At 60.5% G+C, this 26,301-nt stretch carries 24 protein-coding genes and 1 riboswitch; of the genes, 9 read left to right on the top strand and 15 right to left on the bottom strand.

The annotated features are described in order from the left end of the window. Nucleotides 1-320: 320 nt before the first annotated feature. Nucleotides 321-2,090, top strand: coding sequence for a serine protease (locus tag LC094_RS12305; RefSeq protein WP_226553092.1), 1,770 nt, complete (start codon nt 321-323; stop codon nt 2,088-2,090). 60 nt (nt 2,091-2,150) lie between these two features. Here LC094_RS12305 and LC094_RS12300 read toward each other — a convergent pair whose 3' ends face one another. The 4 genes from LC094_RS12300 to metZ form a co-directional block, all read right to left on the bottom strand. Continuing rightward, nucleotides 2,151-2,873, bottom strand: coding sequence for a DUF998 domain-containing protein (locus LC094_RS12300; protein WP_226553091.1), 723 nt, complete (start codon nt 2,871-2,873; stop codon nt 2,151-2,153). A gap of 3 nt (nt 2,874-2,876) precedes the next feature. After that, nucleotides 2,877-4,325, bottom strand: a complete 1,449-nt coding sequence (locus tag LC094_RS12295; protein ID WP_226553090.1) for a TrkH family potassium uptake protein — start codon at nt 4,323-4,325, stop codon at nt 2,877-2,879. A 69-nt stretch (nt 4,326-4,394) separates the two neighbouring features. Then, nucleotides 4,395-5,498: a GTP cyclohydrolase FolE2 gene (gene folE2 / locus LC094_RS12290; RefSeq protein ID WP_226553089.1), complete on the bottom strand. Its 1,104-nt coding sequence runs from the start codon at nt 5,496-5,498 to the stop codon at nt 4,395-4,397. Between the two features lie 77 nt (nt 5,499-5,575). Next, entirely contained in the window at nt 5,576-6,775 is a 1,200-nt protein-coding gene (gene metZ, locus LC094_RS12285) for an O-succinylhomoserine sulfhydrylase (RefSeq protein ID WP_226553088.1), read from the bottom strand. A 65-nt stretch (nt 6,776-6,840) separates the two neighbouring features. Continuing rightward, nucleotides 6,841-6,919, bottom strand: a riboswitch (SAM riboswitch). 157 nt (nt 6,920-7,076) lie between these two features. On the opposite strand from metZ, the gene LC094_RS12280 reads away from it, so the two are divergent. From LC094_RS12280 to LC094_RS12270, 3 genes are all read left to right on the top strand, one after another. Then, nucleotides 7,077-8,000, top strand: a complete 924-nt coding sequence (locus LC094_RS12280) for an alpha/beta fold hydrolase (protein ID WP_226553087.1) — start codon at nt 7,077-7,079, stop codon at nt 7,998-8,000. A gap of 52 nt (nt 8,001-8,052) precedes the next feature. Next, nucleotides 8,053-8,772 (top strand): glutathione S-transferase family protein, encoded by a 720-nt coding sequence (locus tag LC094_RS12275; RefSeq protein ID WP_226553086.1) that lies wholly within the window; start codon nt 8,053-8,055, stop codon nt 8,770-8,772. Nucleotides 8,773-8,840: 68 nt separating this feature from the next. Continuing rightward, entirely contained in the window at nt 8,841-9,881 is a 1,041-nt protein-coding gene (locus tag LC094_RS12270) for an alpha/beta hydrolase (RefSeq protein ID WP_226553302.1), read from the top strand. A 4-nt stretch (nt 9,882-9,885) separates the two neighbouring features. Here the strand turns inward: LC094_RS12270 and LC094_RS12265 are convergent, their stop codons facing one another. From LC094_RS12265 to LC094_RS12245, 5 genes are all read right to left on the bottom strand, one after another. Next, a complete protein-coding gene (locus LC094_RS12265) occupies nt 9,886-10,515 on the bottom strand; it encodes an inner membrane-spanning protein YciB (RefSeq protein WP_226553085.1) in 630 nt (209 codons plus the stop codon). 9 nt (nt 10,516-10,524) lie between these two features. Next, nucleotides 10,525-11,427: a DMT family transporter gene (locus LC094_RS12260; RefSeq protein WP_226553084.1), complete on the bottom strand. Its 903-nt coding sequence runs from the start codon at nt 11,425-11,427 to the stop codon at nt 10,525-10,527. 69 nt (nt 11,428-11,496) lie between these two features. Further along, complete coding sequence (locus LC094_RS12255; RefSeq protein ID WP_226553083.1) at nt 11,497-11,925, bottom strand: GNAT family N-acetyltransferase; 429 nt, start codon at nt 11,923-11,925, stop codon at nt 11,497-11,499. Then, the gene (ftsY, locus tag LC094_RS12250; RefSeq protein ID WP_226553082.1) at nt 11,925-13,283 is read right to left on the bottom strand and encodes a signal recognition particle-docking protein FtsY; all 1,359 of its coding nucleotides are present in this window, start codon (nt 13,281-13,283) and stop codon (nt 11,925-11,927) included. Before ftsY ends, LC094_RS12255 begins: the two co-directional genes overlap by 1 nt. A 41-nt stretch (nt 13,284-13,324) precedes the next feature. Further along, nucleotides 13,325-13,960, bottom strand: coding sequence for a lysoplasmalogenase (locus tag LC094_RS12245; RefSeq protein ID WP_226553081.1), 636 nt, complete (start codon nt 13,958-13,960; stop codon nt 13,325-13,327). Nucleotides 13,961-14,051: 91 nt separating this feature from the next. On the opposite strand from LC094_RS12245, the gene LC094_RS12240 reads away from it, so the two are divergent. Together LC094_RS12240 and LC094_RS12235 are read left to right on the top strand one after the other, a co-directional pair. Then, nucleotides 14,052-15,140 carry an alkane 1-monooxygenase gene (locus LC094_RS12240; RefSeq protein ID WP_226553080.1) on the top strand — a complete coding sequence of 363 codons (1,089 nt, stop codon included), beginning with the start codon at nt 14,052-14,054 and terminating at the stop codon, nt 15,138-15,140. A 75-nt stretch (nt 15,141-15,215) separates the two neighbouring features. Further along, a complete protein-coding gene (locus tag LC094_RS12235) occupies nt 15,216-15,575 on the top strand; it encodes a hypothetical protein (protein WP_404815002.1) in 360 nt (119 codons plus the stop codon). A 201-nt stretch (nt 15,576-15,776) separates the two neighbouring features. Here LC094_RS12235 and xseA read toward each other — a convergent pair whose 3' ends face one another. Then, nucleotides 15,777-17,372: an exodeoxyribonuclease VII large subunit gene (gene xseA, locus LC094_RS12230; protein ID WP_226553079.1), complete on the bottom strand. Its 1,596-nt coding sequence runs from the start codon at nt 17,370-17,372 to the stop codon at nt 15,777-15,779. Between the two features lie 87 nt (nt 17,373-17,459). Between xseA and purD the strand changes: the two genes are divergently transcribed. Beyond that, entirely contained in the window at nt 17,460-18,725 is a 1,266-nt protein-coding gene (gene purD, locus LC094_RS12225; RefSeq protein WP_226553078.1) for a phosphoribosylamine--glycine ligase, read from the top strand. Between the two features lie 968 nt (nt 18,726-19,693). Here the strand turns inward: purD and LC094_RS12220 are convergent. Next, nucleotides 19,694-20,419 (bottom strand): FG-GAP repeat domain-containing protein, encoded by a 726-nt coding sequence (locus LC094_RS12220; RefSeq protein WP_226553077.1) that lies wholly within the window; start codon nt 20,417-20,419, stop codon nt 19,694-19,696. Continuing rightward, complete coding sequence (locus LC094_RS12215) at nt 20,419-20,742, bottom strand: 2Fe-2S iron-sulfur cluster-binding protein (RefSeq protein WP_226553076.1); 324 nt, start codon at nt 20,740-20,742, stop codon at nt 20,419-20,421. Before LC094_RS12215 ends, LC094_RS12220 begins: the two co-directional genes overlap by 1 nt. 313 nt (nt 20,743-21,055) lie before the next feature. Here LC094_RS12215 and LC094_RS12210 point away from each other — a divergent pair, with 313 nt between their 5' ends. Together LC094_RS12210 and LC094_RS12205 are read left to right on the top strand one after the other, a co-directional pair. After that, nucleotides 21,056-21,583, top strand: a complete 528-nt coding sequence (locus LC094_RS12210) for a peptidoglycan-binding domain-containing protein (protein ID WP_226553075.1) — start codon at nt 21,056-21,058, stop codon at nt 21,581-21,583. 14 nt (nt 21,584-21,597) lie between these two features. Beyond that, nucleotides 21,598-22,191, top strand: coding sequence for an AAA family ATPase (locus tag LC094_RS12205; RefSeq protein WP_226553074.1), 594 nt, complete (start codon nt 21,598-21,600; stop codon nt 22,189-22,191). A 66-nt stretch (nt 22,192-22,257) separates the two neighbouring features. Here LC094_RS12205 and LC094_RS12200 read toward each other — a convergent pair whose 3' ends face one another. The 3 genes from LC094_RS12200 to hflK all read right to left on the bottom strand — a co-directional run bounded on the left by LC094_RS12200 (nt 22,258) and on the right by hflK (nt 26,190). Continuing rightward, a complete protein-coding gene (locus LC094_RS12200) occupies nt 22,258-23,682 on the bottom strand; it encodes a Do family serine endopeptidase (protein WP_226553300.1) in 1,425 nt (474 codons plus the stop codon). Between the two features lie 466 nt (nt 23,683-24,148). Further along, nucleotides 24,149-25,024 (bottom strand): protease modulator HflC, encoded by an 876-nt coding sequence (gene hflC / locus LC094_RS12195; protein ID WP_226553073.1) that lies wholly within the window; start codon nt 25,022-25,024, stop codon nt 24,149-24,151. Next, a complete protein-coding gene (hflK, locus tag LC094_RS12190; protein ID WP_226553072.1) occupies nt 25,024-26,190 on the bottom strand; it encodes an FtsH protease activity modulator HflK in 1,167 nt (388 codons plus the stop codon). The genes hflC and hflK overlap by 1 nt, the downstream gene beginning before the upstream one ends. Between the last annotated feature and the right edge of the window lie 111 nt (nt 26,191-26,301).

The following is a 26,301-nucleotide window of genomic DNA, read 5'->3' as shown; positions in this document are numbered from 1 at the left end:
GTCTTTCGCCAGAAGTTTCGCCAAAAGTGATGGCCGTGTTTTCACGCATCGAATGCGGCTCTTCAATAGGCAAGCCCGGCGGGGGCGTCAATGTCACCCATGGGTCAATCATCGGTCAATCATGGGTCAATCCCGGCCCTTCGCGGCGGAACGCCCGAAATCCGGCCCAATTCGATCACATATCCTCCATTTCTGCCCCTCACGGAGCGCCCGGATATTGACCTCGGCCCCAAACCTGTTTTCTTAGCGCCCGAAGAAAAGACGACGAACAAGGGCGACAGGTCCCCCTATGGCCCGTTCGACAAAAAGTAAGGGTTTTCATGACTAGGTTTTTCGCAGTCGCGCCTCTGGGCGTTGCCGCTTCGCTGTTCCTCACCACAGCACTCTCGGCGGAACAATGGATTCAGATCGAGGCACAGCCCTCTCTGACACAGGCCACCGAAGCCGCCCAAGGCTATGCCAATGGTCTGCCCAATGTCGTGGGCTTCAACCTGCCGGGCCGCTGGCACGCCATCGCGCTTGGACCCTACGCCACCGAGGCCGAGGCCGAAGCCGCCCGTCTGGCGCTCCGTGCCCAGGGCCGCATTCCCGGCGACAGCTATCTGACCGACGGCACCCGCTTTCAGGACGCGTTTTGGCCGGTCGGCGTGAATGTCTCCACGCTGGCACCGATTGAGACCCCGCAAGCCACGGAATCCCCGGCAACGGATGCCGTCGCCGAAGAGGTGATCGAGACCGCGATGGAGCCGGTCGATCTGGACGAAACCCCGGCTGAAGCTCGTGCCTCTGAGCGCGCATTGGACCGCCCGGCACGCGAGGCGCTGCAAACCGCGCTGCATTTCGCGGGCGTGTACAATTCCGGCATCGACGGCGCCTTTGGCCCCGGCACCCGCAACGCCATGGCCGAATGGCAGGCGCTTCAGGGCTATGAGACCACCGGCGTTCTGACCACCCGTCAACGCGCCGAAGTGCTGGCCGCTTACCAAAACGTGGTGAACAGCCTTGGCCTGCGCCCGGTTGTGGATGACGTTGCGGGCATCGCGATCACCCTGCCGACAGGCGTTGTGGAGTTCTCCGAATACACGCCGCCTTTCGCGAAGTATGCCGCCAAGGATGGCTCCGACGCACAGGTCCTCTTGATCTCGCAAACTGGCGATACGGCCACTTTGGGCGGTCTCTATGAGATCATGCAGACGCTCGAGATTGTGCCGATGGACGGCCCCCGGTCGCGCGATCAGAACAGCTTTAGCCTCACCGGCACCAATGCCCAGATCACGTCCCACACCGAAGCCAAACTGGTGAATGGCGTGGTCAAAGGCTGGACTCTGATCTGGCCGACGCCCGGCAACACCTCTGACGAAAAACGTCACCAGATGGCTTTGGAAGCGATGCAGGCGTCTTTCGCGCCCACCGACGGCGTCTTGCCCGACGCCTATGGCGAAGGTGCCGCGCAGGACATCGACCTGATGGCCGGTCTCGACATTCGCCGCCCGGAAAAGGCCGGCAGCGGGTTTTATGTCGACGAAAAAGGCACCGTTCTGACCGAGGCCGCTCTGGTCGCAAGCTGCGCCAAGATTACCCTCGACGAGACCTATGACGCGACCATCACCGCGACGGCTGACGGCATGGCGCTTTTGACCCCGGCACAGTCTCTGGCGCCGCTCGAAATCGCCCAATTCGACAGCCAATTGCCGCGTCTGCAATCCGAGGTCTCTGTGTCGGGCTTTGCCTATGAGGGCCGCCTCGGCGCGCCGACGCTGAACTACGGTCTGATGGCCGAGCACAAAGGCCTGTCCGGCGAAGACGACATCCTGCGCCTCGCAATGACCACGCTCCCGGGCGAAGCGGGTGGTCCGCTTTTGTCCAGCACAGGCGCCGTGATCGGCATGCTGGCCTCCTCTGCCGCGATGACGCAGGGGCGTGACCTGCCCGAAGATGTGGCCTTTGCCTATGACATGGAAAAGATTGCCGGTTTCCTGTCCGAAAACGGCGTGACCATGTCCGCCTCTGAGGCCGCCGCGGGGGCTTCGGACAGCGATCTGGTCACCATCGGGCGTGACATGACGGTTCTGGTCAGCTGCTGGAACTGATCTGATTTTTCAGTGCAAAAAACATAAAAAACCCCGCTCTGGCGGGGTTTTTCTTTGGCCTCAGGCCCGGAACAACGCCAGCGCCGCCTGATCCGCCTTGCCCTTGGTCAACCAGGCCAGCGCGAAGATCCAGATGCCCATGGCCTCCCCCCAAAACACGAGATTATGGCGAGCGACAAACGCCTGCCCTCCGCCCCAGCGCGCGTAGACGAAAGACCCGGCGATCATCGCCAGCGCCACGAGGATGCCGTAGCCGCAGGCCTTGTAGATATAGGGGCGCACGCGGCTTTGGGTTTTCGGGAATTGCACGAGGCAGAACACCACGAGGCAGAGGAAAAACACCACCGCCGAGAGGTTATGGACCCAAGCGGACAAATCGACGCCAACAAGTTTTTGCGTCACGGTGATCTCGGGCAAAATGCAGCTGTCGCTCTCATTCGCCTTCACCACCACGCAATCGTCCAAAGACGGAAACACCGCCACCAAAAGCGCGGAGACGCCCGCCACGCTGGACAGAACCTGATCCGAAAAGGTCTCGCCCCGACGGCGCGGGTAGCCTTTGTAGGAAATCAGGAACACGCCGATGGCGAAAAGCGACCCAACAAAGGCCTCTCTGAGCGGCGAAAAGAAATAGTTCGACACGGAGTCGCGCAGGTGATCGTCGAGGGGCAAGCCGCCGCCGATCAACAGAAACGGCAGGATGAGCGCCACGAGCCCCAGCGCCTGACGCACGCGGTAAAAGCTCAGGACGTGCTCATTCTCTTCCGCCATCTCTTCTGCCAAGCATCACCCCCGCCAGAACCGGATAGTGAAAAGCGCGAAAACCGACATGACCTCGAGCCGTCCAATCAGCATGGCGATGGCCAGAATCCATTTCGCCGGATCGTTGAGCGTCTCGAAATTCCCCGCAGGCCCGATGATGTCGCCCAAGCCCGGACCGACACAGGCCAAAGCGGTCGCGGCACCGGAAATAGCGGTGATGAAATCAAGCCCCGTGGCGGCCAACAACACCGCCGTGACACCCAAAGTGACGATGAAAAACGAGAAAAACGCCATCACCGAGGAGAGCACGTCCTCGGTCACCGGGTGGCCTTGGTAGCGGGGCGTGAAAACGCCGTTGGGGCTATGGATTTTGCGGATTTGTGCCCGCATCGAGGCCCACAAAAGCTGATAGCGAAAGACTTTCACGGAACAGGCCGTCGAACCGGCGCAGCCGCCAATGAGGCCGATGAAGAAAAACGCCACCGCCGGGAAAGCGCCCCAAAGCTGGTAATCTGTCGAGGCATAGCCGGTGCCGGAAATGATCGAGGTGACGTTGAACAGGCCCTCGCGGAAGGAATGTTCGAAATGATCGGCGTTGACCACGAGACGGTAGACCGCAAAGGCGATGGTCAGGCCGAAAATGATGATCAGATAGGCGTGGATTTGCGTGTCGCGCCAGAGCGGCTTTGCGGTGCCCGCGATGAGCTGAACAAAGCGGACAAAGGGCAGCGAGGCGAGGATCATGAAGAAGGACGAAACATATTCCGCCGGGCCCTGAAAGGCGCCGAAAGAGGCGTCGCGGGTGGAAAACCCACCGGTTGATAGCGTTGTGAGCGCATGGTTCAGAGCGTCAAAAACCGACATGCCGACAAGGACATAGCCCAGAAAACACAGGAAGGTCAGCGCCACGTAGATCACCGAGATGCGCGAGGCAATCTCACCGGCGCGCGGCAGGACTTTGCCATCCGTCTCAAAGGCTTCGGAGCGAAACACCTGCATGCCGCCCACTTTGAGCTCAGGCAGAAAGACCATGGCCACGACGATGATCCCGACGCCGCCAAACCATTGCAACATGGAGCGCCACAAGAGGATGCCTTCGGGCAAATCATCAAGGCCAGAGAAGACCGTCGAACCGGTGGTGGTCATGCCCGACATCGCCTCGAAAAACGCGTCGGTCAGATCGGCCTCGGTCGCGCCGAGGATGAAGGGGATGCCACCGAACAGCGGCAGGATGAGCCAAATGAGCGTCGTCAAAAGGAACATCTGTTGGATCGTGAGACCTTGTTGCTGGCCATTTTGGGTCGACAACAACAAGGCCGCGCCGATCACGAAGGTGATCACCCCCGCTCGAAAGAACACATGCCATTCGCCCGACCCCATAAGCAGGTCCACCGCCATGGGAATCGCCATCGTCAGCCCCAAAAGGGCGACAAGCGTGCCGATCACATATCCAACAGGTCTTAAATCCGTCATGAGGCCAAGGCTTGGCGGGGCTGCGCCCGCAAGTCAAGCACGCCTTTGCGGCAGAGGCATCACAGTCCCTTATCCGACGTGGAAAAGCGTCGAAAACAGTTTGGGATCGAGGCTTTGCGCGGCAAAGGTCTCCCCCTCGGTCAGGACCGAGACTGCGTCATGGGAGTGCAGGCTTTCCTGATGCGAAGCGACCACGCGGAAGTCCCCGATGCGCGGATCGTTTTCCAAGACTTCTGAGAACAAACGCGCCGCGTCCTCGACGAAAATCGGGTTGGCGGCGTTCAACTCGGCGAACGCCTGTTCATCTTCGCGTTTCACCATGACCTGCGTCTCGGTCGGCACGGCTTGGCGGCAAAGATCAATGAGATCTTCGAACCAAAGCGTGTCTTGCTGGTTCTTCACCTCGACCGAAATCCGCGCCACAGAACGTTGCGAATGCGGCGTGGCGAGTTGGTGCCGCGTACGGCGCGCATGTTCGGAAAGTTCAAGGGAACAGGGGCAAGTGGAGCTATAAACATAGTCCAAATGCATGATTTCTGTCATTTTACCGGCAATCTCCACCAGCTCCAGCGCGATGTCGTAATACTGATACCCCTCGAGGCCCGAGCGCAGAGACGGGCGTTTCACCGGAAAGGAAAACCGCATCTGGATGCGGGCATCGAAACTGTCGAGGTCGCTTTGATAATCCCGTAGAGCGGCCTGGATCACATCGAAGGAAAAGCTGCGCTCAGCGTGTTTGTAGAACGACCGCATGATGCGGGACATGTTGATGCCCTTTTTCTCCGCCTCCAAAGACACAGTGCCGGTGACGGAGGTCTCGAGCGTCAAGTCACCATCATCGCGGGTCTTGAACCGGATCGGCAGGCGGAAGTTCGAGATGCCGACATGCTGGATTTGCCGCTTAGCGCCTTTGATCAGGCTTTCCGGCCCGTTTTGCAGATCGGGCAGCCCCTCTTTATAGGCCTCGTCCACCTCGAAATCTTCCGGGTAGGCGCGGCGCAACGCCGGGTAGTTGGCGAAATCATTGGCCTCGGGCAAAAGCCGCGCGATGGCTGGATCAAGCTCGGCCACTTCGGTCGGCGTGGCCTTGGAAGCCCAGTCCCGCAGGGTCGCAAGAGCGGCCTCGGCGGCCGCCCGGTCCTTCTTCTCAAGATCGCTCGGATGCATGTTCATCGAAAATCCCTTCAACGCTGCGCCTCATATAAGAGGTTTCACAGATATTACCACTACGAAGGGGATTTGCGTTTGGATCAAACCGCTTCGAGCGCGCCCAAAATATCCGCGATGATGTCCTCACCGTCCTCAAGCCCCATCGACAGCCGCACGAGACCGTCGGTCAGGCCCAATTCCGGGCGCTTTTCCACCGGCACGTTCTTGTGAGTCGTGGTGCAGGGATGCGTCGCGATGGATTTCGCATCGGCGAAATTGTTCGACAAGGTAAAGACTTCAAGCGCGTTGAGGAATTTGAACGCCGCCTCCTTGCCGCCCTTGAGATCGACGGTGATCACCGTGCCGGCGGCCTCAGATTGCGTTTTGGCCAGCTCATATTGCGGGTGCGATTTGTAGGACGGGTAGCGCACGGAGTTGAGCGCCGGATGACCATCCAAAGCTTCGCAAAGCTTCATCGCCGTCTCCGCCTGACGCCGCACGCGCAGGTCGAGCGTGTCGAGGGATTTGAGTTGAATCCAGGCGTTGAACGGCGAAATCGCCCCGCCGGTGTGTTTGATATACATCTCGACCGGACCCCGGATCAGCTCACGGTCGCCCGCGATGATGCCGCCGAGACAGCGCCCCTGCCCGTCCACATGTTTGGTCGTGGAATAGATGATCAGATCGGCGCCGGCCTCTTTCGCGTAGGAGAAAATCGGCGTGCACATGGCGTTGTCGACCACGACCAGCGCACCGACGGCATGGGCCAGATCACAGACGGCTTTGAGGTCGATGACCTCCAGCGTCGGGTTGGAAATGGTTTCGCAGAACACGGCTTTGGTGTCGGGACGGATCGCGGCCTTCCACTCGTCCAAGTTGGTGCCATCGACCAAAGTGGTCTCGACGCCGAATTTCGGCAGCACCTCGGTGACAATGTAAAGACACGACCCAAAGAGCGCCTTCGAGGACACCAGATGATCGCCCGCTTTCAGCACTGACATCAAAGCGCCTGCGACGGCGGCCATGCCGGAGGCGGTCGCAAAAGCGTCTTCACAGCCCTCAATCGCGGCCATCCGATCCTCAAACATGCGAGTCGTCGGGTTGCCGTAGCGGGCGTAGATGAACTCGTCCTCGCCTTGGTTGACGAAGCGCGCCTCGGCGGCCTCGGCGGTGTCATAGACAAAGCCCTGCGTCAGGAACAAGGCTTCGGACACCTCGCCATATTGCGAGCGGCGTACGCCGTCGTGGATGAGTTTGGTTTGGGTTTTCCAGGCTTTCCCAGTCGAGTTCTTGTTGGTCATCGTGATCCCTTTCGCCATTATCCCCATTCGATCAAGGGCTGGGGCGCGGTGGGTTCTGACCAACCCGGCGTCTCGTCCTGACCTCTTTAGCGGTGTTTTTAGCGTGGCCCGCAATCCGGAGAACAAATCGCCACGTGGTCATCTCATAGGCGGGGTACAAATCCTGCGACATCCTGTCAAGCATATGACCGATGCGCCCGCTCTCGTTAACAAAGATTCACCGCCCTGTCGCAGCATCGTGACACTTCTCGCGCATATCACAGCCAGGGAAGACAATCGGGTGCAACAGAGGGTGGCGCAGATGCCCCTTTTGAAGATCAACACAGATGGGTCCTTTTTGCCCGCAGGCACGTCTCTGGTCCTGCGCGAGGCTCTGGCGAAGCTGCCCAAGGGCGCGCCGATTGTGATCTGTGTCCACGGCTACAAATTCTCGCCGCTTGTGCCAGAGCACGACCCGCATGATCATATCCTCTCGCTCGATCCCGGCCTGACCTGTCGCAAAGCGCTGAGTTGGCCGCGCGGGCTTGGTTTTGGCACCGGGCGCTCCGACGAGGGGCTTTGCATTGCGCTCGGCTGGCAGGCGCGTGGCTCGATCTGGCAGGCCTATTCCGAGGCCCGCGCCACCGGCGAGGCCTTGGCCCGGCTGATCTGGAAGCTCGACCGTCCTGTCCATGTGATGGGCCACTCTTTGGGCGCGCGCGTGATCCTCTCCGCCCTGCCGCATCTGCCCGAAGGCGCGGTGCGCCGCGCGATTCTCCTTTCTGCCGCAGAGTTCCGCTCGACCGCCGAACACACGCTCGACAGCGCCGCCGGGCGCACGGCGGAGGTGCTGAACGTGACCTCACGGGAAAATGATCTCTTCGATGCGCTCTTTGAGATGGCGCTGGTCCCCGATCATGCGCCATCCCGCTCGCTGGGCGCAGGCCTGGGACAATCGCATCGCAATTGGTGCGACATTCAGATCGACGACACCGCAACCCGCGCCGCACTTGCCCGTTTGGGCTATGACATACCCGCAGCCGACAAGAAAATCTGTCATTGGTCACCCTATCTGCGTGCGGGTGTGTTTGAATTCTACCGCACCGCTCTGCGTCATCCCGAACGCCTGCCGCTGGGATTGTTACAAGAGGCGCTTCCCGCCACCCATGCGCCCCGGTTTTCGCATCTTTGGCCTGCGTTTTCCTTCGCTTCGCCCTTGTCCTTTTCGCGCAAAGCGTCATCCTGAGGCAAATCCCACCGCCGACTGTGCGGGTGGGAGATGACAACGGATGAGACATATGATCGACACCCCCATCACGCTTTACTACTGGCCTACGCCGAACGGCTGGAAAATCTCCATCGCACTCGAGGAGATGGACCTGCCCTATGAGGTCAAACTGGTGAACATCGGCGCGGGCGAACAGTTTGCGCCCGAGTTTCTCAAGATCGCCCCGAACAACCGCATGCCCGCCATCGTCGACCCCGAAGGCCCCGGCGGGCGGCCCATTTCGATCTTTGAATCCGGCGCGATCCTGCAATATCTCGCGCGCAAATCCGGCAAATTCTACGGCGGTGGCGAACGCGATCAGGTCTCGGTCGATCAATGGCTGATGTGGCAGATGGGCGGGCTGGGTCCCATGGCCGGACAGGCGCATCACTTCCTGAGCTACGCGCCCAATATGGAGCCGCCGAACGACCTGCCCTATGCCAAGAACCGCTATCGCAATGAGGTGGCGCGTTTGTATGGCGTGCTTGACCGTCGGCTGGCCGAAGAGGAATTCGTCGCGGGCGATTTCTATTCCATCGCCGATATGGCGATCTGGCCCTGGGCGTCCTTGTGGGAAAAACAGGAACAGAGCCTCGACGACAAACCGCATCTGAAACGCTGGATCGCACGTATTGCTTCGCGCCCGGCCGTGCAGCGCGGACGGGCCTTGGCGGCTGAGAAACGCACGGAAACGGCGCATGACAAAGAGGCGCAAAAGATTCTCTTTGGGCAAGGCGGAGCACAGAAGTGATCCTCACCCGGCGGGAGATGCTCCTGGGCAGCAGTGCGTTGGCTTTAAGCGCCTGCTCCGTGCCCTTGATGAACACCCCGCCGGAGACGCAGGCCACGCAAACGCGCGACCTTCTGGTCGTCACAAACCGCGCCGTGTCGCAGGACCCGCAGCAGCTCTTTGAAGCAGCCCGGTCTGACATGCGGTTCTTTTGCGATTACCAGATCTCGGTGCCATCTGATCGCAATCCCGGCGAATTTTCCTTTCCCCGCACGCCTCTCGATCCGGAACGTCAGTTTTTCGTCGCAAATAGTCGGCGGTTCGACACGGAACCCGACTTTCGCCACGTCCTGAACCAACGCGTCCGCGCCCTGCCCAAAGGCGAACGCGGTGTCGTTTTGTTCGTCCACGGTTACAACGTCTCCTACCCCGGCGCCGTGTTCCGCGCGGCCCAGATCGCCACGGATTTCGAGATGGACCAGCCGATGGTGCTGTTTTCATGGCCCTCTGCCGGACGGCTGTCACGCTATGCCTATGACCGCGATTCCGTTTTGTTTGCCCGCAAGGCGCTGGCCCAGACCCTGCGCGAACTGGCCCAAAGTCAGGCCGAACAGATCACCATTCTGGCGCATTCCATGGGCGGGCTGTTGACGATGGAGGCGCTCAAACGTCTGGCGCTCGAGGGTGACCGAGAGACGTTGGACCGGCTTAACGGCGTGGTTCTGGTGCAGGCTGACATCGACATCGATCTGTTCCGCACGCAGATCACCGATCTGCGCCCCTATGACGTGGAACTCGCGGTCTTCGCCTCGCGCCGGGATCGGGCGTTGAAACTGTCCTCGGTGCTCACGGGCGGACATCCGCGCGTCGGAGAGGCGGAAAATATCGAAGAGTTGCAGCGGCTTGGCGTGTTGGTCGTCGACACCTCCATCGCGCCCCGCCCCGGCCCACTTGGGCATTCAAGCCTCATGAGTTCGCCGGAGCTTTTGTCGATGATCGCCTCGCGGAGCTTTGTCGACCGCATCGTCGGCGGCGCACCCGGGCAGGATATTCTGATCGAAGGGCTGAGCCTCACCGGCTCTGCCGCCCTCGCGATTGCCTATCTGCCCTACACGATCACCGGAACTTAGGCGGTTACTCCGCCGCGTCCTTATCCGCCTTTTTCGTATCGTCTTCGGTCGAATGCCGCGCCATCAGCCCGCTTTGCGCCATGAAAAACGCCAACATCGCGATTGGCAGGCCAAAGGTTTTGAACTTCACCCATGTGTCCGTCGTCAGGGTCCGCCAGATCACCTCATTGGCGACGGCCAGCCCGAAGAAAAACAGCATCATGCGAAACTCAAGCTTGCGCCAGCCTTCGGCATCCAAAGGCATCACCTCGCCCAGAACCAAGGAGAGGTAGCTTTTCGACCGCAAAAGCCCGACACCCAGAATGGCCCCGAACATGATGTAAATCATCGTCGGCTTCATCTTGAAAAACCGTTCGTCGTTGAGCCAGATCGTGAGCCCCCCGAAGACGACGACCAGCACCAGCGTCATGATCTGCATCGCCGACAGCTTGCCGGTCAGGCGCCACAGGATCAGCGTCGAGAGCGCCAAAAGCGGGATGAACGCCGCCGTCATCACGATAAACCCGGAATATTCCGTGCCGCCGATGGTGAACACATGGTCCCGCAGCGCGATATAGCCCACGAAAAACGCCAGAATCGGCCCCATTTCGAGAACCGGTTTCACCCAAGGCTTGATCTCTTTCTCTTCCGACATGCGCGCTCCTTATCCACCCATCTCAACTATGACCGCACCCAAGGCAATCAAGGCCATGAGGGACAATCTTCTCGGTCCCACCTTTTCGCCCAACACGATCCATCCGATCAGCGCGGCGAAAACGGTGGAGGTTTCCCGCAGCACAGCCGCCTCGCCCACGTTATCAAGACGGGTCGCCAACATGATACAGCCAAAGGAAAAATAGGCCACAATGCCGCCAAAGAATCCTTTGACCGCCAAGGGCCCGAGCGCCGGTTTCTCGACCATATTCCGATAGCGCAAAAACGCCACCACGGGCATCACCAAACCGTCGAGAAAAAAGAACCACGCCAAGAAGGTGAACGGATCGGCCGTCGAGCGGATGCCGTAGGCGTCATAGGTCGTGTAGAGCGCCACGAAAGCGCCGGTCAGCACCGCCAACATCAAGGCGGGCACCATGGTATCGCGCCCAACCGTGATGGTCCGCAGGTTGTAAAGCGCCAGCCCGAAAATGCCGGACACCAAAACCAAGACACCGAGCCACTGCACCAAAGTGAAGTGTTCGCCGAACACAAACCCCGCGCCGATGACCGCAAAGAGCGGCCCCGAGCCACGCACCACCGGGTAGACGACCGTATAGGCGCCCTTGGTGTAGGTGAATCCCTGCGCGGTTTTATAGCCCATGTGGATCACGAACATGCCGAGGAAAATCAACCACATATGCGGTTCTGGCCAGGGCACGACGAAAAGCGCGAAAGGCGCGGCCATGATGCAGTAAAAGAAATCCATCGCGCCGCGGGACAGCCACGGATCGTGTCGCCCTTTCTGAAGCGCGCCGAAAAGCGCATGCAGAAACGCCGCCATCAGCGCCAGGATCAGCGCCGCGTGGTGGCCCGTTTCCGTGCCCTCAAGGGAAAGGATAAAATCGCTCATGCGCCCCTGCTATCTCTCGCTCCGATAAAGGTCCAGAGCCTGAAAATGCACAGCGTCTGAGCGCAGACCTCAGGCGGCGCGCGGATCGGACCGCGTCAGCCCCGGCATGTCGGAATAAGGATTCGGCACCAGCATCCCGTCGGTCGCCTCGATGAACGGATAGGCCGGGTCCAGATATCCCGCCGTGATCAACGCTTCTTCCAGCGTGCGGATCACGAAATCCGTACGAAACTCCGGCAAAACCCCCATGCCCCAGATGCGGGCCGGGCGATCTTCGCGGTCGGGGTCCACCACCAACATGGCCGTCCCCACCAGACGCTCGCCCTTGACCACCACCATTTCGGCGTAAAGCTCGCGGTCCTCGGGCCAATCCTCCGCCGTGTCATCCGGGCAGACCGGATGATCGAAAAACAGCTCCTGCATGGCTTCGCGGCGCTCCAATGGATTACCGGCCGAGACCCAGGATTGCGGGCCAATGGCGTGCAGAATTTCGAGCATCAAACCTCCAGACCCGTCAGGGCCGCGGCAAATTCTTCGGGATCGAAGGGGGCGAGATCGTCAATCTGTTCGCCCACGCCAATCGCGTGGATCGGAAGGCCGAATTTATCGGCCAGACTGACCAGAACCCCACCCTTGGCGGTCCCATCGAGTTTCGTCATGACAAGGCCGGAGACATCCGCGATCTTCTGGAAAATCTCGACCTGAGAAACCGCGTTTTGCCCTGTCGTGGCGTCGAGCACAAGCAAAGTGTTGTGCGGCGCGGTTTCGTCCTTTTTGCGGATCACGCGGACGATCTTGGCCAGCTCTTCCATCAGGTCGGCGCGGTTTTGCAACCGGCCCGCGGTGTCGATCATCAACAGATCGGCGCCGATCTCCTGCGCCTTGGTCATCGCATCAAAGGCCAGGCTCGCCGGATCGGAACCCTCCGGCGCGGTCAGGACCGGCACACCGGCGCGTTCGCCCCAGACCTGCAATTGCTCAACGGCTGCGGCGCGGAAAGTATCCCCCGCCGCGATCACAACGGATTTGCCCGCCGCGCGGAACTGGCTCGCAAGTTTGCCGATGGTCGTCGTCTTGCCCGAGCCGTTCACACCGACAACCAGCACGACCTGCGGCGTCTTGGTGTAGATCGGCATCGGTTTCGCCACCGGCTCCATGATGCGCGCGACCTCTTGGGCCATCAGGCGTTTGATCTCTTCGACCGAAAGTTTCTTGCCATAACGCCCTTCGGCCATGGCGGCGGTCACCCGCATGGAGGTCTCGACGCCCATGTCGGCGGTGATCAACAGCTCTTCGAGCTGCTCCAGCATATCGTCGTCCAGCGCGCGGCGAACAACGGTTTTGGTTTCCTTGCGGCCCAAAAGGCGGCCCAGAAAGCCCGGCTTGACGGACACATCCGGGGTTTGGGCGGGTGTTTCGATCACCGTCTCGACCGGGATTTCAACAGGGATTTCAACTGGCATTTCGAGGGGAACTTCCACCGGTGTCTGCACGGGCATCTCAAGCGGCGCAACTTCGGAGGGCGGCGTGACCTCCGGCTCGGGCGCGCCCGGAAGATCGGCTGGCAATTCCTGCGGCACATCCGTCGGCAGCTCTTCCGGCAGAGGCGTGGGAGCGGGTTCAGGTGTCAGATCCGGGATCGGCTGCGGCTCGGGCTCTGGCGTCGGCAAAGGCTCGGGTGTTACATCCGGGGCAACGGGCGGCTCCGGCGCTTCCGGTTCTGCCGCGACCTCTTCGACATAGGCCTCCTCCGCGCTGCTTTCCTCACCACCGTCCTCGACAATGGCTTCCAACCCTTCGTCGAGCTTCGACGAGGTTTTCATCAGACGGGATTTGAGTTTCGAAAAAAGCGACATGGGGCCTCCGTTCCTGTCGTCACTTAATGGGTCTTTGCCCTTTATGAAAGCCCCCAAACGCGCGGCACAAAGGCCAAAAGGATCGCGCCCTGCCCGCAAATATAGAGGGTCCAGAGCAGATACCCCGCCCGTCGCGCCGCCCGTGTGCCGGGCGTCATGCGAAAGAGTTGGATCGCAAGGATGAGATCGGAGAGCAGGAACAAGACGGCACCGAGGCTCGCCAGGCGCCAGGTCTCGGGCAAGCTCAGCGCCAGCACCGTCATCACAGAGATGAGCAGGACATAGACACGCACCGGCGCGCGCAAGGCGCCTGTATGCGGCGCCAACCAAAATTCCGTCGACAATGCGACCCCGGCAAGAAGGACAATGCCGGGCCAAAAGAGGGTGTCGAGCTTGGCCCAAAACAGAAAGACATAACAGAGATGCGCCAGCGCAAAGCTGACGAGGCCGATCAGAAAGTGACGTTTGCCCTCACGCGACAACGCCAGATCGCCCAGCGCCGATAAAACCAGTCCGAATATTAACCAAGATGACCCGCCATGAAGGAACGCCAACAGCGCGAAGAGGCTCAAAGGAATGGTCTTGATCCCGCTGCGCCAAAGCGTCGGCGCGCGTCCGGTCATTGGCAGGTAAGCCAAGGCACTTGCCCCCGCCAAACCCCATAAAATGATGTTCAAAATCACCCCTCCCCGCCGTCTGAGCCACAGGTTTCGCTTTTGCAGGCCGCAAGCTCATGCCTATAGTCAGCACAGATTTAAAGGGACGTCCATGACACAGACGATGGCGCAGAAAACCACTCACATCATTCGCTTTTTCGCGGTCACGACGCTGGCGCCTGTGGCGCTTTTGGCCTTGGGCGCGTTGTTTGGCGGATTTTGGGCCGTGGCCGGATTTCTCTATATGACGGCGCTGGCTTATTCTCTCGATCAGCTCGTCATCCTTGCCCGCGCGCCCGAAAACCCGGAGGCTGAATTTCCGGACGCCAACGCCCTCTCGACGGGTCTGGCACTTTCGCATTTTGCACTTTTGCCGCTCGCGGTCTGGGCGCTCTCCAATGGGCAACTCGCATTTTGGGAAAGGCTCTTCGTATTTTTCGGTATGGGATTGTTCTTTGGACAGGTGTCGAACTCCAATGCGCATGAGCTGGTGCATCGCTCCGACCGAACGCTGCGCCGTCTGGGCACTTGGGTCTATATCACGCTGTTGTTCGGCCATCACGCCACCGCGCATGTCCGTGTGCATCACCGCTATGCGGCCACCGCCCGAGACCCGAATTCCGCCCCTCTCGGCATGAGCTATTTCCGGTTCCTGCCCCGCGCCTGGCTGGGGTCGTTCCGGGCCGGTCTACGTGAGGAAAACGCAATGCGAGCACGTGCCAAATCGACCGATCTGCACCCTTACGTGCTTTATGTCGGCGGCGCGATCGTCTGTCTCGCGCTGGCCTATCTCATTGGTGGTTTCACAGGCGTTTTCAAATACATGCTGCTCGCGGGCTATGCCTCTTCTCAGCTTATGCTGTCGGATTATGTGCAGCACTATGGGCTACGCCGTCGAGAGGTTGCGCCCGGCAAATTCGAACCCGTGAGCGCAGGTCATAGCTGGAACAGCCCGCAATGGTTCACGTCTTTTCTGATGCTCAACGCCCCTCGGCATTCGGATCACCACGCCCATCCGATGAAGCCCTATCCCGCGCTGGCAGTGACAGAGGAGATGCCGCAACTGCCGCGCTCGCTTCCCGCTATGGCGACGCTCGCCTTGATCCCGCCCCTGTGGCGCAAAGTGATGGACCCGCGCGTCGCGCGCCTTCATGCCGCCACAGGGACACAAGGTTCAGTTAACCACCTGTTAAGAAAGTGAGTGGAGCGACTCGTCGCCTTGTGTCATGGTTGCCAAATGATGAAGACTTGCCTCCTCCCCCTCGCTAGCGCGCTCTTGAGCGCCACTGTGGCCTTTGCCGATCCTCTCACTGGCGAAGAATTCGACGCCTACGCGACAGGGAAAACCCTGACCTTCGCAGAAGACGGACAACCCTACGGCGCGGAGGAATATCTGCCGGGAAATCGCGTGCGATGGGCCTTTGATCAGGACACTTGCAAAGAGGGCATTTGGTACGAGCGCGAGCAAGACATTTGCTTCGTCTACGAAGACGGCCTTGCGCCGCAATGCTGGCAATTCTTCGTCGAAAGCGACAAGCTCAAGGCCGTATTCCAAGGCGACAGTGGCACGGAGCTTTATGAGGCTTGGGCCTCTGATGGGCCGTTGGCCTGCATGGGGCCTCAGGTCGGGGTTTAAGCCCGCGCCCGATCCCATAGAACAGGCGTCGACATCCGCCTTTTCGCCTCGGCGGGACTCTCGTCACATCCCTTCCGCATTCACCTTAACCGGTATTAAGGTTAATCAGGTTAAGGTGAACTCCTGAGGGGAAAGATGCGCGACCAATGCGCGGAGCCACAGATTGCGCCGGGACCGCAGCGCGAGGCACGGCGCCAGACCTTAGAACAAACTGCCCTGAGCAGGCCCGCCACCTGACCCCGGCTCTTTCTTGGCTTTGGGCGTGGCGGCAGGTTTCGCGGAGGGCTTGGTTGGCTTCGAGACCACGCTCCCACCGATCCGCACACGCCCATCGGCAAATTGCACCTCATGCATCCGGGCCGCGTCCTTCGACGAGGTGATAACCCCACCCTCGACATCGCGCACCACGGCATAGCCGCGCTTCAACGTCTCTTGATAAGACAAAGCCGACAACATCCCCGCGCGCTGATCCAAGGCTGCGCGCCAGCGATGAGTCTGGCCTTGAGCGGCGCGTTCGAACCGGTCGGTGAGCTGCGTCAGATCGCGACGTGCCTGAGCCGTCGTGCGCGACACCGTCGCGGGCGACAGCCGTGCCGCCAAGCGATCAAGATCACGCCGATGTTGTCCCGCGCCGCGCGCCAAAGCGGGCGCAAGCCGCAGGGACAAAGTGGACAATCGGTCCTTTTGGGCCGCCATCCGCCCTTGCAGCATCGAGGGCCGCAGCACGGTCGCCGCCTCGGACAGCGCCAGCCTCCGGTTGCGCACGCCGTTGATCAGGGCCTGCGTCAGACGCAGGTCGATCTGATCGACACGCTGACGCGGCCCATCGAGCAGGCGGTCTTTCTGCGGTAATGCCCGGCTCAGATCGCGCAACCGCTGACGGCGCAGCTCGACACCGCCGTTCAAAGCCCGCTCCATCCGCGCGCGCAATTCCTGAATGGTGACCCACAATTCGCGCCGCACCGGCACGGCCAGCTCTGCGGCGGCGGTCGGTGTCGGCGCGCGTTTGTCGGAGGCGAAATCGATCAGCGTCGTGTCGGTCTCGTGTCCGACGGCAGAGATCAGCGGGATCACGGAATCCGCCGCGGCGCGCACCACGATTTCTTCGTTAAAACCCCAAAGGTCCTCGACCGAGCCCCCGCCCCGCGCCACGATAATAAGGTCAGGCCGTGGGATCGCGCCGCCTTCGGGCAAGGCATTAAACCCGCGAATGCCCGCCGCAACTTCTGCGGCTGATTTCTGTCCCTGAACCGCCACCGGCCAGATCAACACATGACGCGGGAATCGGTCGCTCAGCCGGTGCAGAATATCGCGGATCACCGCGCCCGAGGGCGAGGTCACCACGCCGATCACCTCCGGCAACCACGGAAGCGGCTTTTTACGCGAGGCGTCGAACAGCCCTTCGGCGGCCAGCGCTTTTTTGCGTTTTTCCAGCATCGCCATGAGCGCGCCCGCGCCCGCCGGTTCGACATTGTCGACGATGATCTGATAGCGCGAACCGCCGGGGAAAGTCGTCATCCGGCCCGTGGCGATGACCTCCATCCCCTCTTCGGGCTGCACCTCCATCCGCGCGACCTGGCCCTTCCAACTCACCGCATTGATCACCGCTTTTTCGTCTTTGAGATCGAAATACAAATGCCCTGAACGCGGTCGCGACACGCGGCCCACCTCGGCGCGCACCCGCACATAGCCGAATTCGCCCTCGATCATCGCCTTCACCGCGCCGGACAGCTCCGAGACGGAAAATTCCGGTGCGTTAGAGGTTTTGGGGCTTTCGTCCTCGAAAAGATCGGACATGTTTGGCCTCCGGGGGCTGCTCGTGCTTGTGTCAAACTCTCGGGGACCTTAGAACGCGCGCAAGCAAAGGTGAAGCGGAGAGCGTTGATGAACATTCTGATCCTCGGCAGCGGCGGGCGCGAACATGCGTTGGCCTGGGCGGTGATGCAAAACCCGAAATGTGACAAGCTGATCGTGGCGCCGGGCAATGCAGGCATCGCGAAGATCGCGGAATGCGCGTCTTTTGATATCAACGACGGCCCGGCTGTGGTGTCTTTTGTCGAGGAAAACGCGATTGATTTCGTCGTGATCGGCCCGGAAGCGCCCTTGGCCGCCGGTGTCGCGGACGATCTGCGCGCAGCCGGTGTGTTGACCTTTGGGCCCTCGAAACTGGCCGCGCAATTGGAGGCCTCGAAAGGCTTCACCAAAGAGATTTGTGACGCCTCGGGTGCACCGACCGCAGGGTACGCGCGCTTTGATGATGCGGAGAAAGCCAAGGCCTATATCCGCACTCAAGGCGCCCCCATCGTGGTTAAGGCCGACGGTCTGGCGGCTGGCAAAGGCGTGATCGTGGCGATGGACGAGGCGACCGCTCTGGACGCGATCGACGACATGTTCGGCGGCGAATTTGGCGCGGCGGGTGCTGAGGTCGTGATCGAGGAATTCATGGAGGGCGAAGAGGCCTCTTGGTTTATTCTCTGCGACGGCGAGAACGTTCTGCCCATCGGCACGGCGCAGGATCACAAGCGCGTTGGTGATGGCGATACGGGGCTGAACACCGGCGGCATGGGGGCCTATTCCCCCGCGCCTGTGATGACCGACAGCGTCATTCAAAAGGCCATGGACGAGATCGTCAAACCGACCGTCAAGGAGATGGCGAAACGCGGCATGCCCTATCAGGGCGTGCTCTATGCAGGCTTCATGATCAAAGACGGCCAGCCGCGCCTTGTCGAATACAACTGCCGCTTTGGCGACCCGGAATGTCAGGTGCTGATGATGCGTCTGGGCGCGCAGGCTTTGGATCTGATGCTCGCGGCTGCCGAAGGCACGCTTGATGAGGCCAAGGTGAACTGGGCCGACGATCATGCGATGACGGTTGTGATGGCGGCGACGGGCTATCCCGGCGGCTATGAGAAAGGCACTGTGATCAAGGGCTTGGACGCGCTTCCCGAGGACAGCATGAACATGGTGTTCCACGCGGGCACGGCCGAGAAAGACGGCCAGATTGTCGCGACCGGCGGGCGGGTTCTGAACGTGACGGCACGGGGCGACAGCCTGCAAGACGCGCGCGACCGCGCCTATGCGATGATCGATCAGATTGATTGGCCCGAGGGCTTCAACCGGTCCGACATTGGCTGGCGTGCGCTGAAATAGGATGTCCTTAGCGCGCCCAGCCTCGCTCATCTACGTGGTCAGCCTAGCCGTCATCAGTGTCAATGCGTTGCTTTGGCCCATCGATGGAAGCGGATTTGTCTCGGGAAGCAAGGTGGGCGGTGAGGGGCCCCTTTTTTATTGCCGCGACCTCATGAGTTCGGGCGGTGATGATGACGCGATGGTTTTCGCGCTGATCATATTTGCGCTTCCTTTGATCCTCAGAATCGCCCGTCTACAAAAGCCGCCAAGCCGTATAGAGATTTGGCTATATGGTGCCTGCTGGCTGTGTGCGCTGCTCGTTTTCTACCTCACGACATTGGACTGTGCGAGCTTGGCTGCGACAGTCCTTCGCGACCATGATCTCCAACTGACCACAATTTTGGTTGCGATGGCAGTCAACCTTTCGAGTTCATTCTCAGTTTTTCGATGGGTCGGTTAAGCCCGTGTTAACCTTACCTGTGGCATAACCACGTTGCGAAAGGCACCAACGGCTCGAATGGCCATCTGGTTTAAACCCCTCACGGTTCGAAACTTCGGTGTAAAAGCCCGATTGCGGCGGTCGCGACAGAATAGAGGCGCGCTCGAACGGCGCGCCTTTTCTTTTGCCTTTTTTTCATTTGCTTGTTTCTCTTGCGGCAGCGCACATGTGGGGCCAGTCCCCATTCACAGCTTCTGCGGGGACCAGCCCCCGCACGCTCTATTTGTGGGGGCCAGCCCCCACGCCCCCGGGATATTTCCAGACAAAAGAAGCGCCATTCACCAGCAATTAACCTTAACGCGCCATGCTGTAAGCACGGTACAGGCGGGGACGCCGATGACCGTGACGGAAGAAGCCCTCTGTCCTCATGAGACATCTCAAGGGACAGAGGGATACGCCAAGGCCTCTGATCGGATGAGGGCGCGTGCTTCTTTTGTCTCCAAGTATCCCAGGGTGAATGGCCTAGAAGGCCAGAGGGGCAGCGCCCCTTTTACGGACAGGTCAGGAACGGCGCGAAAGACGCAGGGTCTTCATAAGGCCCAACGGGCGTTGACACCAATTCCCCGGCTTGCCAGCGCGTCTCGACAATTTCTGTCCAATCTGCATCCGCTGTGAGGATCACAGGTGCCTCATCAGGACACCCGCGCACGCCGCCTTCAATCTCCGCCGCGCCGAGATGATGGTTGGTCAGACCAGAAAGCCGCGCCGAGGCCACCAACATCCCTTCTCGCGCCAGATCGACCGGCAGGAGCACAAGCTCTTTCATGAGGTGTGGACGGTCGATGTATGCGATTTCATCCACCCCATCGCCATCGAAATCGGCAATGCCTGCAATGGCGAGCCAGCGGTGGCGCTGCCCGATGGGGGCGCTGGCCTTGGCCGGGATCAGGCGGTCTTGATCATCGAGAAACCAGACCTGCACCCAGGCGCCGGTGACAAATCCGCTGACGACCGTCACCACCTCCGGCGCGCCGTCGCCGTTGAAATCATGAAGCCGGGGCGCCGTGTCTTCGAACACGCTTTTCTTAAACGAGGCCTCGCGCGTGGTGCCGTCGTCCAGCGTGACAATAAGACGGGCATATTCTCCCTGCGCGACGGCTCCGTGGCCATAGACCTCCGTCGGCTCCGCATAATGCGCGCCGCTGATCGTGGCGGCGGCATGAGGGGCAGCAAAGAGATTGGCCGCCAAGGCAAAGAAAGCGGCCAGTCTCAGCATCAGATTTGCTTTTCGGGCATATTGACCAAGAGGCCTTCGAGCGCCTCGGTCACTTTGATCTGACAGGTCAGACGCGAGCGCTGGGGATCGGGCTCGAAGGCGAAATCGAGCATATCTTCTTCCATGTCATCGCGCTCGGGGAGTTTTTCGACCCATTCAGGCGCCACATAGACATGGCAGGTGGAACAGGCGCAGGCCCCGCCACAATCGGCGTCGATGCCCGGAATGCCATTGTCGCGTGCGCCTTCCATCACGGTGCGTCCCACGGGGACATCCACGACATGCTCGGTGCCGCCGAATTCGACATAGGTGATTTTGACCATGGGCTTATTCCTTTCCGCTGCTCTCGCCTGAGGCTGAAAGCCTGTTCTCGTCCGACGTGCCCTAAGAGGCCCTATACGACCAAGGGGACGTTTTTTTCGACACCTGCTTTATCGCGACGGGGGACGCGAGAAAAGGGCCATTACGTCGCGACCATCAGTCTGGCCTTTGTCTCAGGCTCATCCTCGGATACTGTCCAGTTTTTAGGCAAACCCCGTGCCCGCGCCTGCATCTTATTCGACCTTTGGAAAATCATAAGATCAGGGTAGCATGGGAGAAACTTTCCCGAATGGGTCAAAACAAACAGGCGAGCAGATGTCAGGATATTCTTCACGCGGGCCGATCGCGTTCTTATTGGCCGCTGCCGTTCTGGCCGCCTGCCAGATGGATACATCCGAATCCGAAATCCTGCGCGCCGCTGAAACCCCCGGCGCGCCTCCCGGGGCCGATCCCAATGCCTGTTACGCCCGCCATGTGACGCCCGCGATCATCGAAACCGTCACCGAACAGGTGCTGGTGCAACCGCCGCAGATTGACGCCTCGGGCGCTGTGATCTACCCCGCCGTGTATCGCACAGAGACCCGTCAGGAGATCGTCCGCGAGCGCAAGGAATTGTGGTTCGAAACGCTCTGCCGCGAGGATTGGACGCCCGAATTCATCGCCTCCGTGCAGCGTGCCTTGGCCGCGCGTGGCTATTATCAGGGGCAGGCCCATGGCCGTATGGACCACGCCACCCGGCGCGCGATCCGGGCCTTTCAAGTGGAACAGAGCGTGGACAGCGAGGTGCTGTCCTTGGCCGCCGCGCGGCAGTTGGGGCTTAAGGAAGTCGCCCGCGAGGAGTGATCTCAGGAGCGGTCATGCAGAACCAAGGCTCACATCAGCATGTGATTTTATCGGGATGTTCCGGCGGTGGGAAATCGACACTTTTGACCGCATTGGCCCAAAGAGGCTTTCGCACCGTCGAGGAACCCGGCCGCAGGATCGTCGCGGAGGAGTTGCGTTCCGACGGCAAGGCTTTGCCATGGGTCAATCTCGAAGCCTTTGCCAGACGCGCGATGTATGTGGCGGAACAGGACAGAGCTGCGCTCGGGGCGCACATCGACGAGGCACACATCGAGGGGGATCACGCGGACTGGGATCACGCAGACTGGGTCTTTTTCGATCGCGGCTTGATCGACGCTGCGGTGGCCTTGGAGACCGCAACGGGGATCCCCGCCGCAACGTCTCTCACCTCCTCACCTCGGTTTCAGACGCAGGTGTTTTTGACGCCACCTTGGCCAGAGATTTATCGCGCGGACGCTGAACGGCAACACAGCCTGACAGAGGCGCGAGAGGAATATCATCGTTTGCTCAAGGCCTACCGCACGCTTGGATACACGCCGGTCATTTTGCCCAAAACCGATGTCGAAACCCGCGCCGATTTTGTTCTAGAACAGCTGTCGGACGCCTGACACAGAAGCCCCAAACGAAAAAGGCGGCCCCGAGGAGCCGCCTTTCGCATGTCTTGATGGGAGGCGTTACTCGCCAACGCCCAAGGCCACAAAGCGCGGCTCGCCAGCGCGGCGCACCAGAAGCAGGACGGTTTTGCGACCGGCCTCTTGCGCCTCGGTGACACGGGCCTCGAGATCGGAGAGGCTTGCGAGTTTTTGCTGACCGGCTTCGGTGATCACGTCGCCCGCCCGCAGACCTTTGGTGAAGGCCTCGGAAGCCTCATCCACCTCGACCACGGCCAGACCGGTGGTGCCGGCAGAAACGCCCAACTCTTCGCGCAGCATGTCATCCAAAGGCTGAAGCGTCAGGCCCAGCATCTGAACCGTTTCCGGCGCTTGCGGGGTCATGCCTTCGCCATCGACCGGGAAGGCCACGTTTTCGGCCTCTTCGCGACGGCCCAAAGTGACCATCAGCGTCTTGGTCTTGCCATCGCGGAACACCACGACGCGCACGGCCTTGCCGACCTCGGTCTCACCCACGGTGCGCACGAGGGCGCGGTCGTCGGCGACATCTTTGCCGTCAAAGGACAGGATCACGTCGCCGCTCTCGATGCCTGCATCTTTCGAGGGACCGTCCGGCACATCGGTGACCAGAGCGCCTTTGACCTCTTCGAGCCCCATGGCCTCGGCCACGTCATCGGTCACGCGTTGAATGCGGACACCCAACCAACCGCGACGGGTTTCGCCGTATTCCTTGAGCTGATCGACCACTTTGGACACCACATTCGACGCCATCGAGAAGCCGATGCCGATGGAGCCACCGTTGGGCGACAAGATCGCGGTGTTCACGCCGATCACCTGACCGTCCATGTTAAAGAGCGGCCCGCCCGAGTTGCCACGGTTGATGGCGGCGTCGGTCTGGATGTAATCGTCATAAGCCCCCGACAGAGCCCGGCCACGTTGCGACACGATACCGGCGGAGACGGAAAAGCCCTGACCCAGCGGGTTGCCCATGGCCATCACCCAATCGCCGACGCGGGCGACATCGCTGTCCCCGAAAGGCACGTAAGCCAAGGGCTTGTCGCTTTCGACTTTCAACACGGCGATGTCGGTTTTCGGATCGGTGCCCACGAGTTTCGCGGGCAAGGTGAAGCCTTCGAAGAACTCGATCTCGATCTCGTCGGCGCCTTCGATCACGTGGTTGTTGGTCACGATATAGCCGTCTTCAGAGATGACGAAACCGGAGCCCAGAGCCTGCGACCGGCGCGGCGCCTGACCGCCGGGACCATTGCGGTCCATGAAATCGCGGAAGAAATCCTCGAAAGGCGAGCCTTCGGGCACGATGGGCTGTTGATTGGTGGAGGCCTCAACCACGGTGGTCGTGGTGATATTGACCACGGCGGGGCTGACCTTTTCCGCCAGATCGGCAAAAGTTTCCGGCGCGCCCCGCGCCTCTGCCGCGATGGTTTGGAACATGATCGCAAGGGCGCCCATCAGCGCCAGAACCATCATGCGCAAACCAACGCGCGTGTCCTGAGGGGTGAAAGTGACGGCGCGAGCCGGTGTCACGGCCTGTGTCATAGGTTTAATATCCTCCGTATGATGCGCGGTTAGAGAGCATCTCGCTTCTCTTGTGCAGCGCGGGCGACTGTCCTCAGGGGTACAAATAGGGGTTGAGCAACACAACTCAATGTCGGTCGCGTTCAGTCAACAGCATGTGAGCGGGGTGTGACAAGGAGAAAGGCGGCAATTTCGGGGGGAATTCGGGCGCAGCGCTGTCATCTCACGCGATCTTGTAGCCCCCCCTGTCGACCAAGGCCCTGTGGAGCCCCCGTCTCACGGCTCCCTCTGTGGCATTCAGGTTAATCCGATGAAGGTTAATGCGAGGGAAAGACCCCCATAAACCGGACGAGACAAGCGAGAGAAAAGAAAAAGGGGCCCGAAACAGGCCCCTTTTCAATGGCTTGCCACGCGAGACTTAGCGCCCGGCGTCGGACTTCAGATAATCGAAGAACTCGCTGTCGGGCGACAGCACCATCGTCGTATTGGAGCCTTTCAGACCCGCGCGATAGGCGTCGAGAGAGCGATAGAATTCAAAGAATTCCGGGTCGGCCCCGTAAGCATCGGCATAGATTTTGTTCTTCGCCGCATCTGCTTCACCGCGGGTGATCTCGGCCTGACGACGCGCATCGGATTCAAGCTCGACCACGGTCCGGTCAGCCTGCGCCCGCACACGTTGCGCCGCCTCTTCCCCCCGCGCCCGCTCGTCGGCGGCCTCGCGTTCACGCTCGGCCCGCATCCGGGCAAAGGTGGCTTCAAGGTTTTGATCCGGCAGGAAGGTCTGTTTCAGACGCACATCCACGATATCGACACCCAGAGAGGCCGCTTCTGCACGGGCCTGATCACGAATGCGAAGCGCCAGAGCGCCACGGTCGGCAGAGATCACGGTGTTGGAGGTGACAGAATCCGCACCCAAGACTTCGCGAAGCTGGGCGTTCAGAATGCCTTTGAGGCGATCTTCGGCCAGACGCACACCACCGGTGGAGACGGCCTGACGGAAGCGCACAACATCCGTGATGCGGTAACGCGCGAAGGCATCGACCAAAAGGCGACGGTCATCCGAGGGCGTGACCTCGATCTCCGGGGTTTCAAGCGACAGAATACGGTCGTCGTAATAGACCACTTCCTGAATGAACGGGATTTTGAAGGCGAGACCCGGGTCTTCCTTCACGGATTTGATCTGACCGAATTGCAGCACGAGTGCTTTCTGGCGTTCGTCCACGATAAAGAGCGAGGACATCACCAGAACGATGGCAACAAAGATCAGGCCGAAAATAATGGGAAGTTTTTTCATCAGTTCGACCCCTCATTCGTGGTGCTGCGGCGCAGCTCATTGAGCGGAAGATAGGGCACAACGCCTTGCCCGCCTCCGGCGGCATCATCCAGGATGATTTTATCCATGCCGCCGTAAACCTCTTCGATCGCTTCGAGATAGAGCCGTTTGCGCGTCACATCAGGTGCGTTCTTATATTCCTCAAGCACAGCGCTGAAGCGGCTGGCCTCACCCTCGGCGGCGTTGACCACCTGAGCGCGATAGCCCTCGGCCTCTTCCACGATCTGTGCGGCCGTACCACGCGCGCCGGCAAGGACGCGGTTGGCGTAGGCATCAGCCTGTCGTTCGAGACGGTCACGTTCCTGCTCGGCGGCCTGCACATCGCGGAAAGCGTCGATCACCTCGGTGGGCGGATCCGCTTTGTCGAGGTTGACGCGGATCACGGTGATGCCGCTGTCGTAGCTGTCGAGCGTCGACTGGATCAGGGTCATCGCATTGTCGGCGATCAGCCCCCGGTCACGGTTGAGAATCGGCGCCAGAGTCGACGCCGCGATGATTTCGCGCATCGAGGCTTCGGACACGGCTTGCACCGTTTGACGCGGATCGCTCAGATTAAAGAGGTATTTCGCCGGGTCGTTGATGTTCCAAACCACCTGGAAATCAATATCGACGATATTGGCGTCGGTCGTCAGCATCATGCCCGTGCTGCCTTGACCGGCGGCGCCGACATTTTCGGTACGTTCGCCAGTGACGATGACTTTTTCGTAGCTGACCAGCGGCCAGGGCGCAAAGTTCAGACCCGGTTGACCGATTTTGTAAAACTCGCCGAGGAACAGCTCAACGGACTGTTCTTCGGGCTTCACGGTGTAGAAAGAGGAAAAGGCCCAAAGACCGATGGCGCCCAGCACAGTAAGGCCGATCATGCCCTTGGACAGATGCGGACCTTCGCCACCACCAGAGCCGCCGGAGCGACCATTGCCGCCACCTTTGCCGCCCATCAGCACCTTCAGGTATTCGTTGCCCTTGTTGAGCATTTCATCAATCTCGGGGATCTGCGGCTGTTCGCCCGGACGGCGATTGCCATTGTTGCCGCGGTTGTCACCGCCGCGCCCGTTTCCACGGTCATCTCCTCCGGTCGGGCGATTTCCACCGCCGCCGCCCCAAGGTCCGCCATTGTTGCTGGCCATTAAGGTCAAGTCCTCTCTCGTATGGGTCTGGCCCGGCAGAAAAATCCTGTCGGGCCAAGGCTCCTGTGTAACCTGTTCGTTCTGGGGCCGGGTTTCAAGGGGGCGACGGTG

Origin of the sequence: Celeribacter naphthalenivorans (assembly GCF_020524585.1) — a bacterium.
Lineage (GTDB): Bacteria > Pseudomonadota > Alphaproteobacteria > Rhodobacterales > Rhodobacteraceae > Celeribacter > Celeribacter naphthalenivorans.
This window is presented reverse-complemented; position numbering and strand designations above follow the sequence as displayed.

Excerpts from the sequence above, each read along its gene's own strand:
- LC094_RS12305 (WP_226553092.1), top strand. The coding sequence starts at position 321 with ATGACTAGGTTTTTCGCAGTCGCGCCTCTGGGCGTTGCCGCTTCGCTG.
- LC094_RS12295 (WP_226553090.1), bottom strand. The coding sequence starts at position 4,325 with ATGACGGATTTAAGACCTGTTGGATATGTGATCGGCACGCTTGTCGCC.
- folE2 (WP_226553089.1), bottom strand. The coding sequence starts at position 5,498 with ATGAACATGCATCCGAGCGATCTTGAGAAGAAGGACCGGGCGGCCGCC.
- metZ (WP_226553088.1), bottom strand. The coding sequence starts at position 6,775 with ATGACCAACAAGAACTCGACTGGGAAAGCCTGGAAAACCCAAACCAAA.
- LC094_RS12280 (WP_226553087.1), top strand. The coding sequence starts at position 7,077 with ATGCCCCTTTTGAAGATCAACACAGATGGGTCCTTTTTGCCCGCAGGC.
- LC094_RS12275 (WP_226553086.1), top strand. The coding sequence starts at position 8,053 with ATGATCGACACCCCCATCACGCTTTACTACTGGCCTACGCCGAACGGC.
- LC094_RS12270 (WP_226553302.1), top strand. The coding sequence starts at position 8,841 with ATGAACACCCCGCCGGAGACGCAGGCCACGCAAACGCGCGACCTTCTG.
- LC094_RS12265 (WP_226553085.1), bottom strand. The coding sequence starts at position 10,515 with ATGTCGGAAGAGAAAGAGATCAAGCCTTGGGTGAAACCGGTTCTCGAA.
- LC094_RS12260 (WP_226553084.1), bottom strand. The coding sequence starts at position 11,427 with ATGAGCGATTTTATCCTTTCCCTTGAGGGCACGGAAACGGGCCACCAC.
- LC094_RS12255 (WP_226553083.1), bottom strand. The coding sequence starts at position 11,925 with ATGCTCGAAATTCTGCACGCCATTGGCCCGCAATCCTGGGTCTCGGCC.
- ftsY (WP_226553082.1), bottom strand. The coding sequence starts at position 13,283 with ATGTCGCTTTTTTCGAAACTCAAATCCCGTCTGATGAAAACCTCGTCG.
- LC094_RS12240 (WP_226553080.1), top strand. The coding sequence starts at position 14,052 with ATGACACAGACGATGGCGCAGAAAACCACTCACATCATTCGCTTTTTC.
- xseA (WP_226553079.1), bottom strand. The coding sequence starts at position 17,372 with ATGTCCGATCTTTTCGAGGACGAAAGCCCCAAAACCTCTAACGCACCG.
- purD (WP_226553078.1), top strand. The coding sequence starts at position 17,460 with ATGAACATTCTGATCCTCGGCAGCGGCGGGCGCGAACATGCGTTGGCC.
- LC094_RS12220 (WP_226553077.1), bottom strand. The coding sequence starts at position 20,419 with ATGCTGAGACTGGCCGCTTTCTTTGCCTTGGCGGCCAATCTCTTTGCT.
- LC094_RS12215 (WP_226553076.1), bottom strand. The coding sequence starts at position 20,742 with ATGGTCAAAATCACCTATGTCGAATTCGGCGGCACCGAGCATGTCGTG.
- LC094_RS12210 (WP_226553075.1), top strand. The coding sequence starts at position 21,056 with ATGTCAGGATATTCTTCACGCGGGCCGATCGCGTTCTTATTGGCCGCT.
- LC094_RS12205 (WP_226553074.1), top strand. The coding sequence starts at position 21,598 with ATGCAGAACCAAGGCTCACATCAGCATGTGATTTTATCGGGATGTTCC.
- LC094_RS12200 (WP_226553300.1), bottom strand. The coding sequence starts at position 23,682 with ATGATGGTTCTGGCGCTGATGGGCGCCCTTGCGATCATGTTCCAAACC.
- hflC (WP_226553073.1), bottom strand. The coding sequence starts at position 25,024 with ATGAAAAAACTTCCCATTATTTTCGGCCTGATCTTTGTTGCCATCGTT.
- hflK (WP_226553072.1), bottom strand. The coding sequence starts at position 26,190 with ATGGCCAGCAACAATGGCGGACCTTGGGGCGGCGGCGGTGGAAATCGC.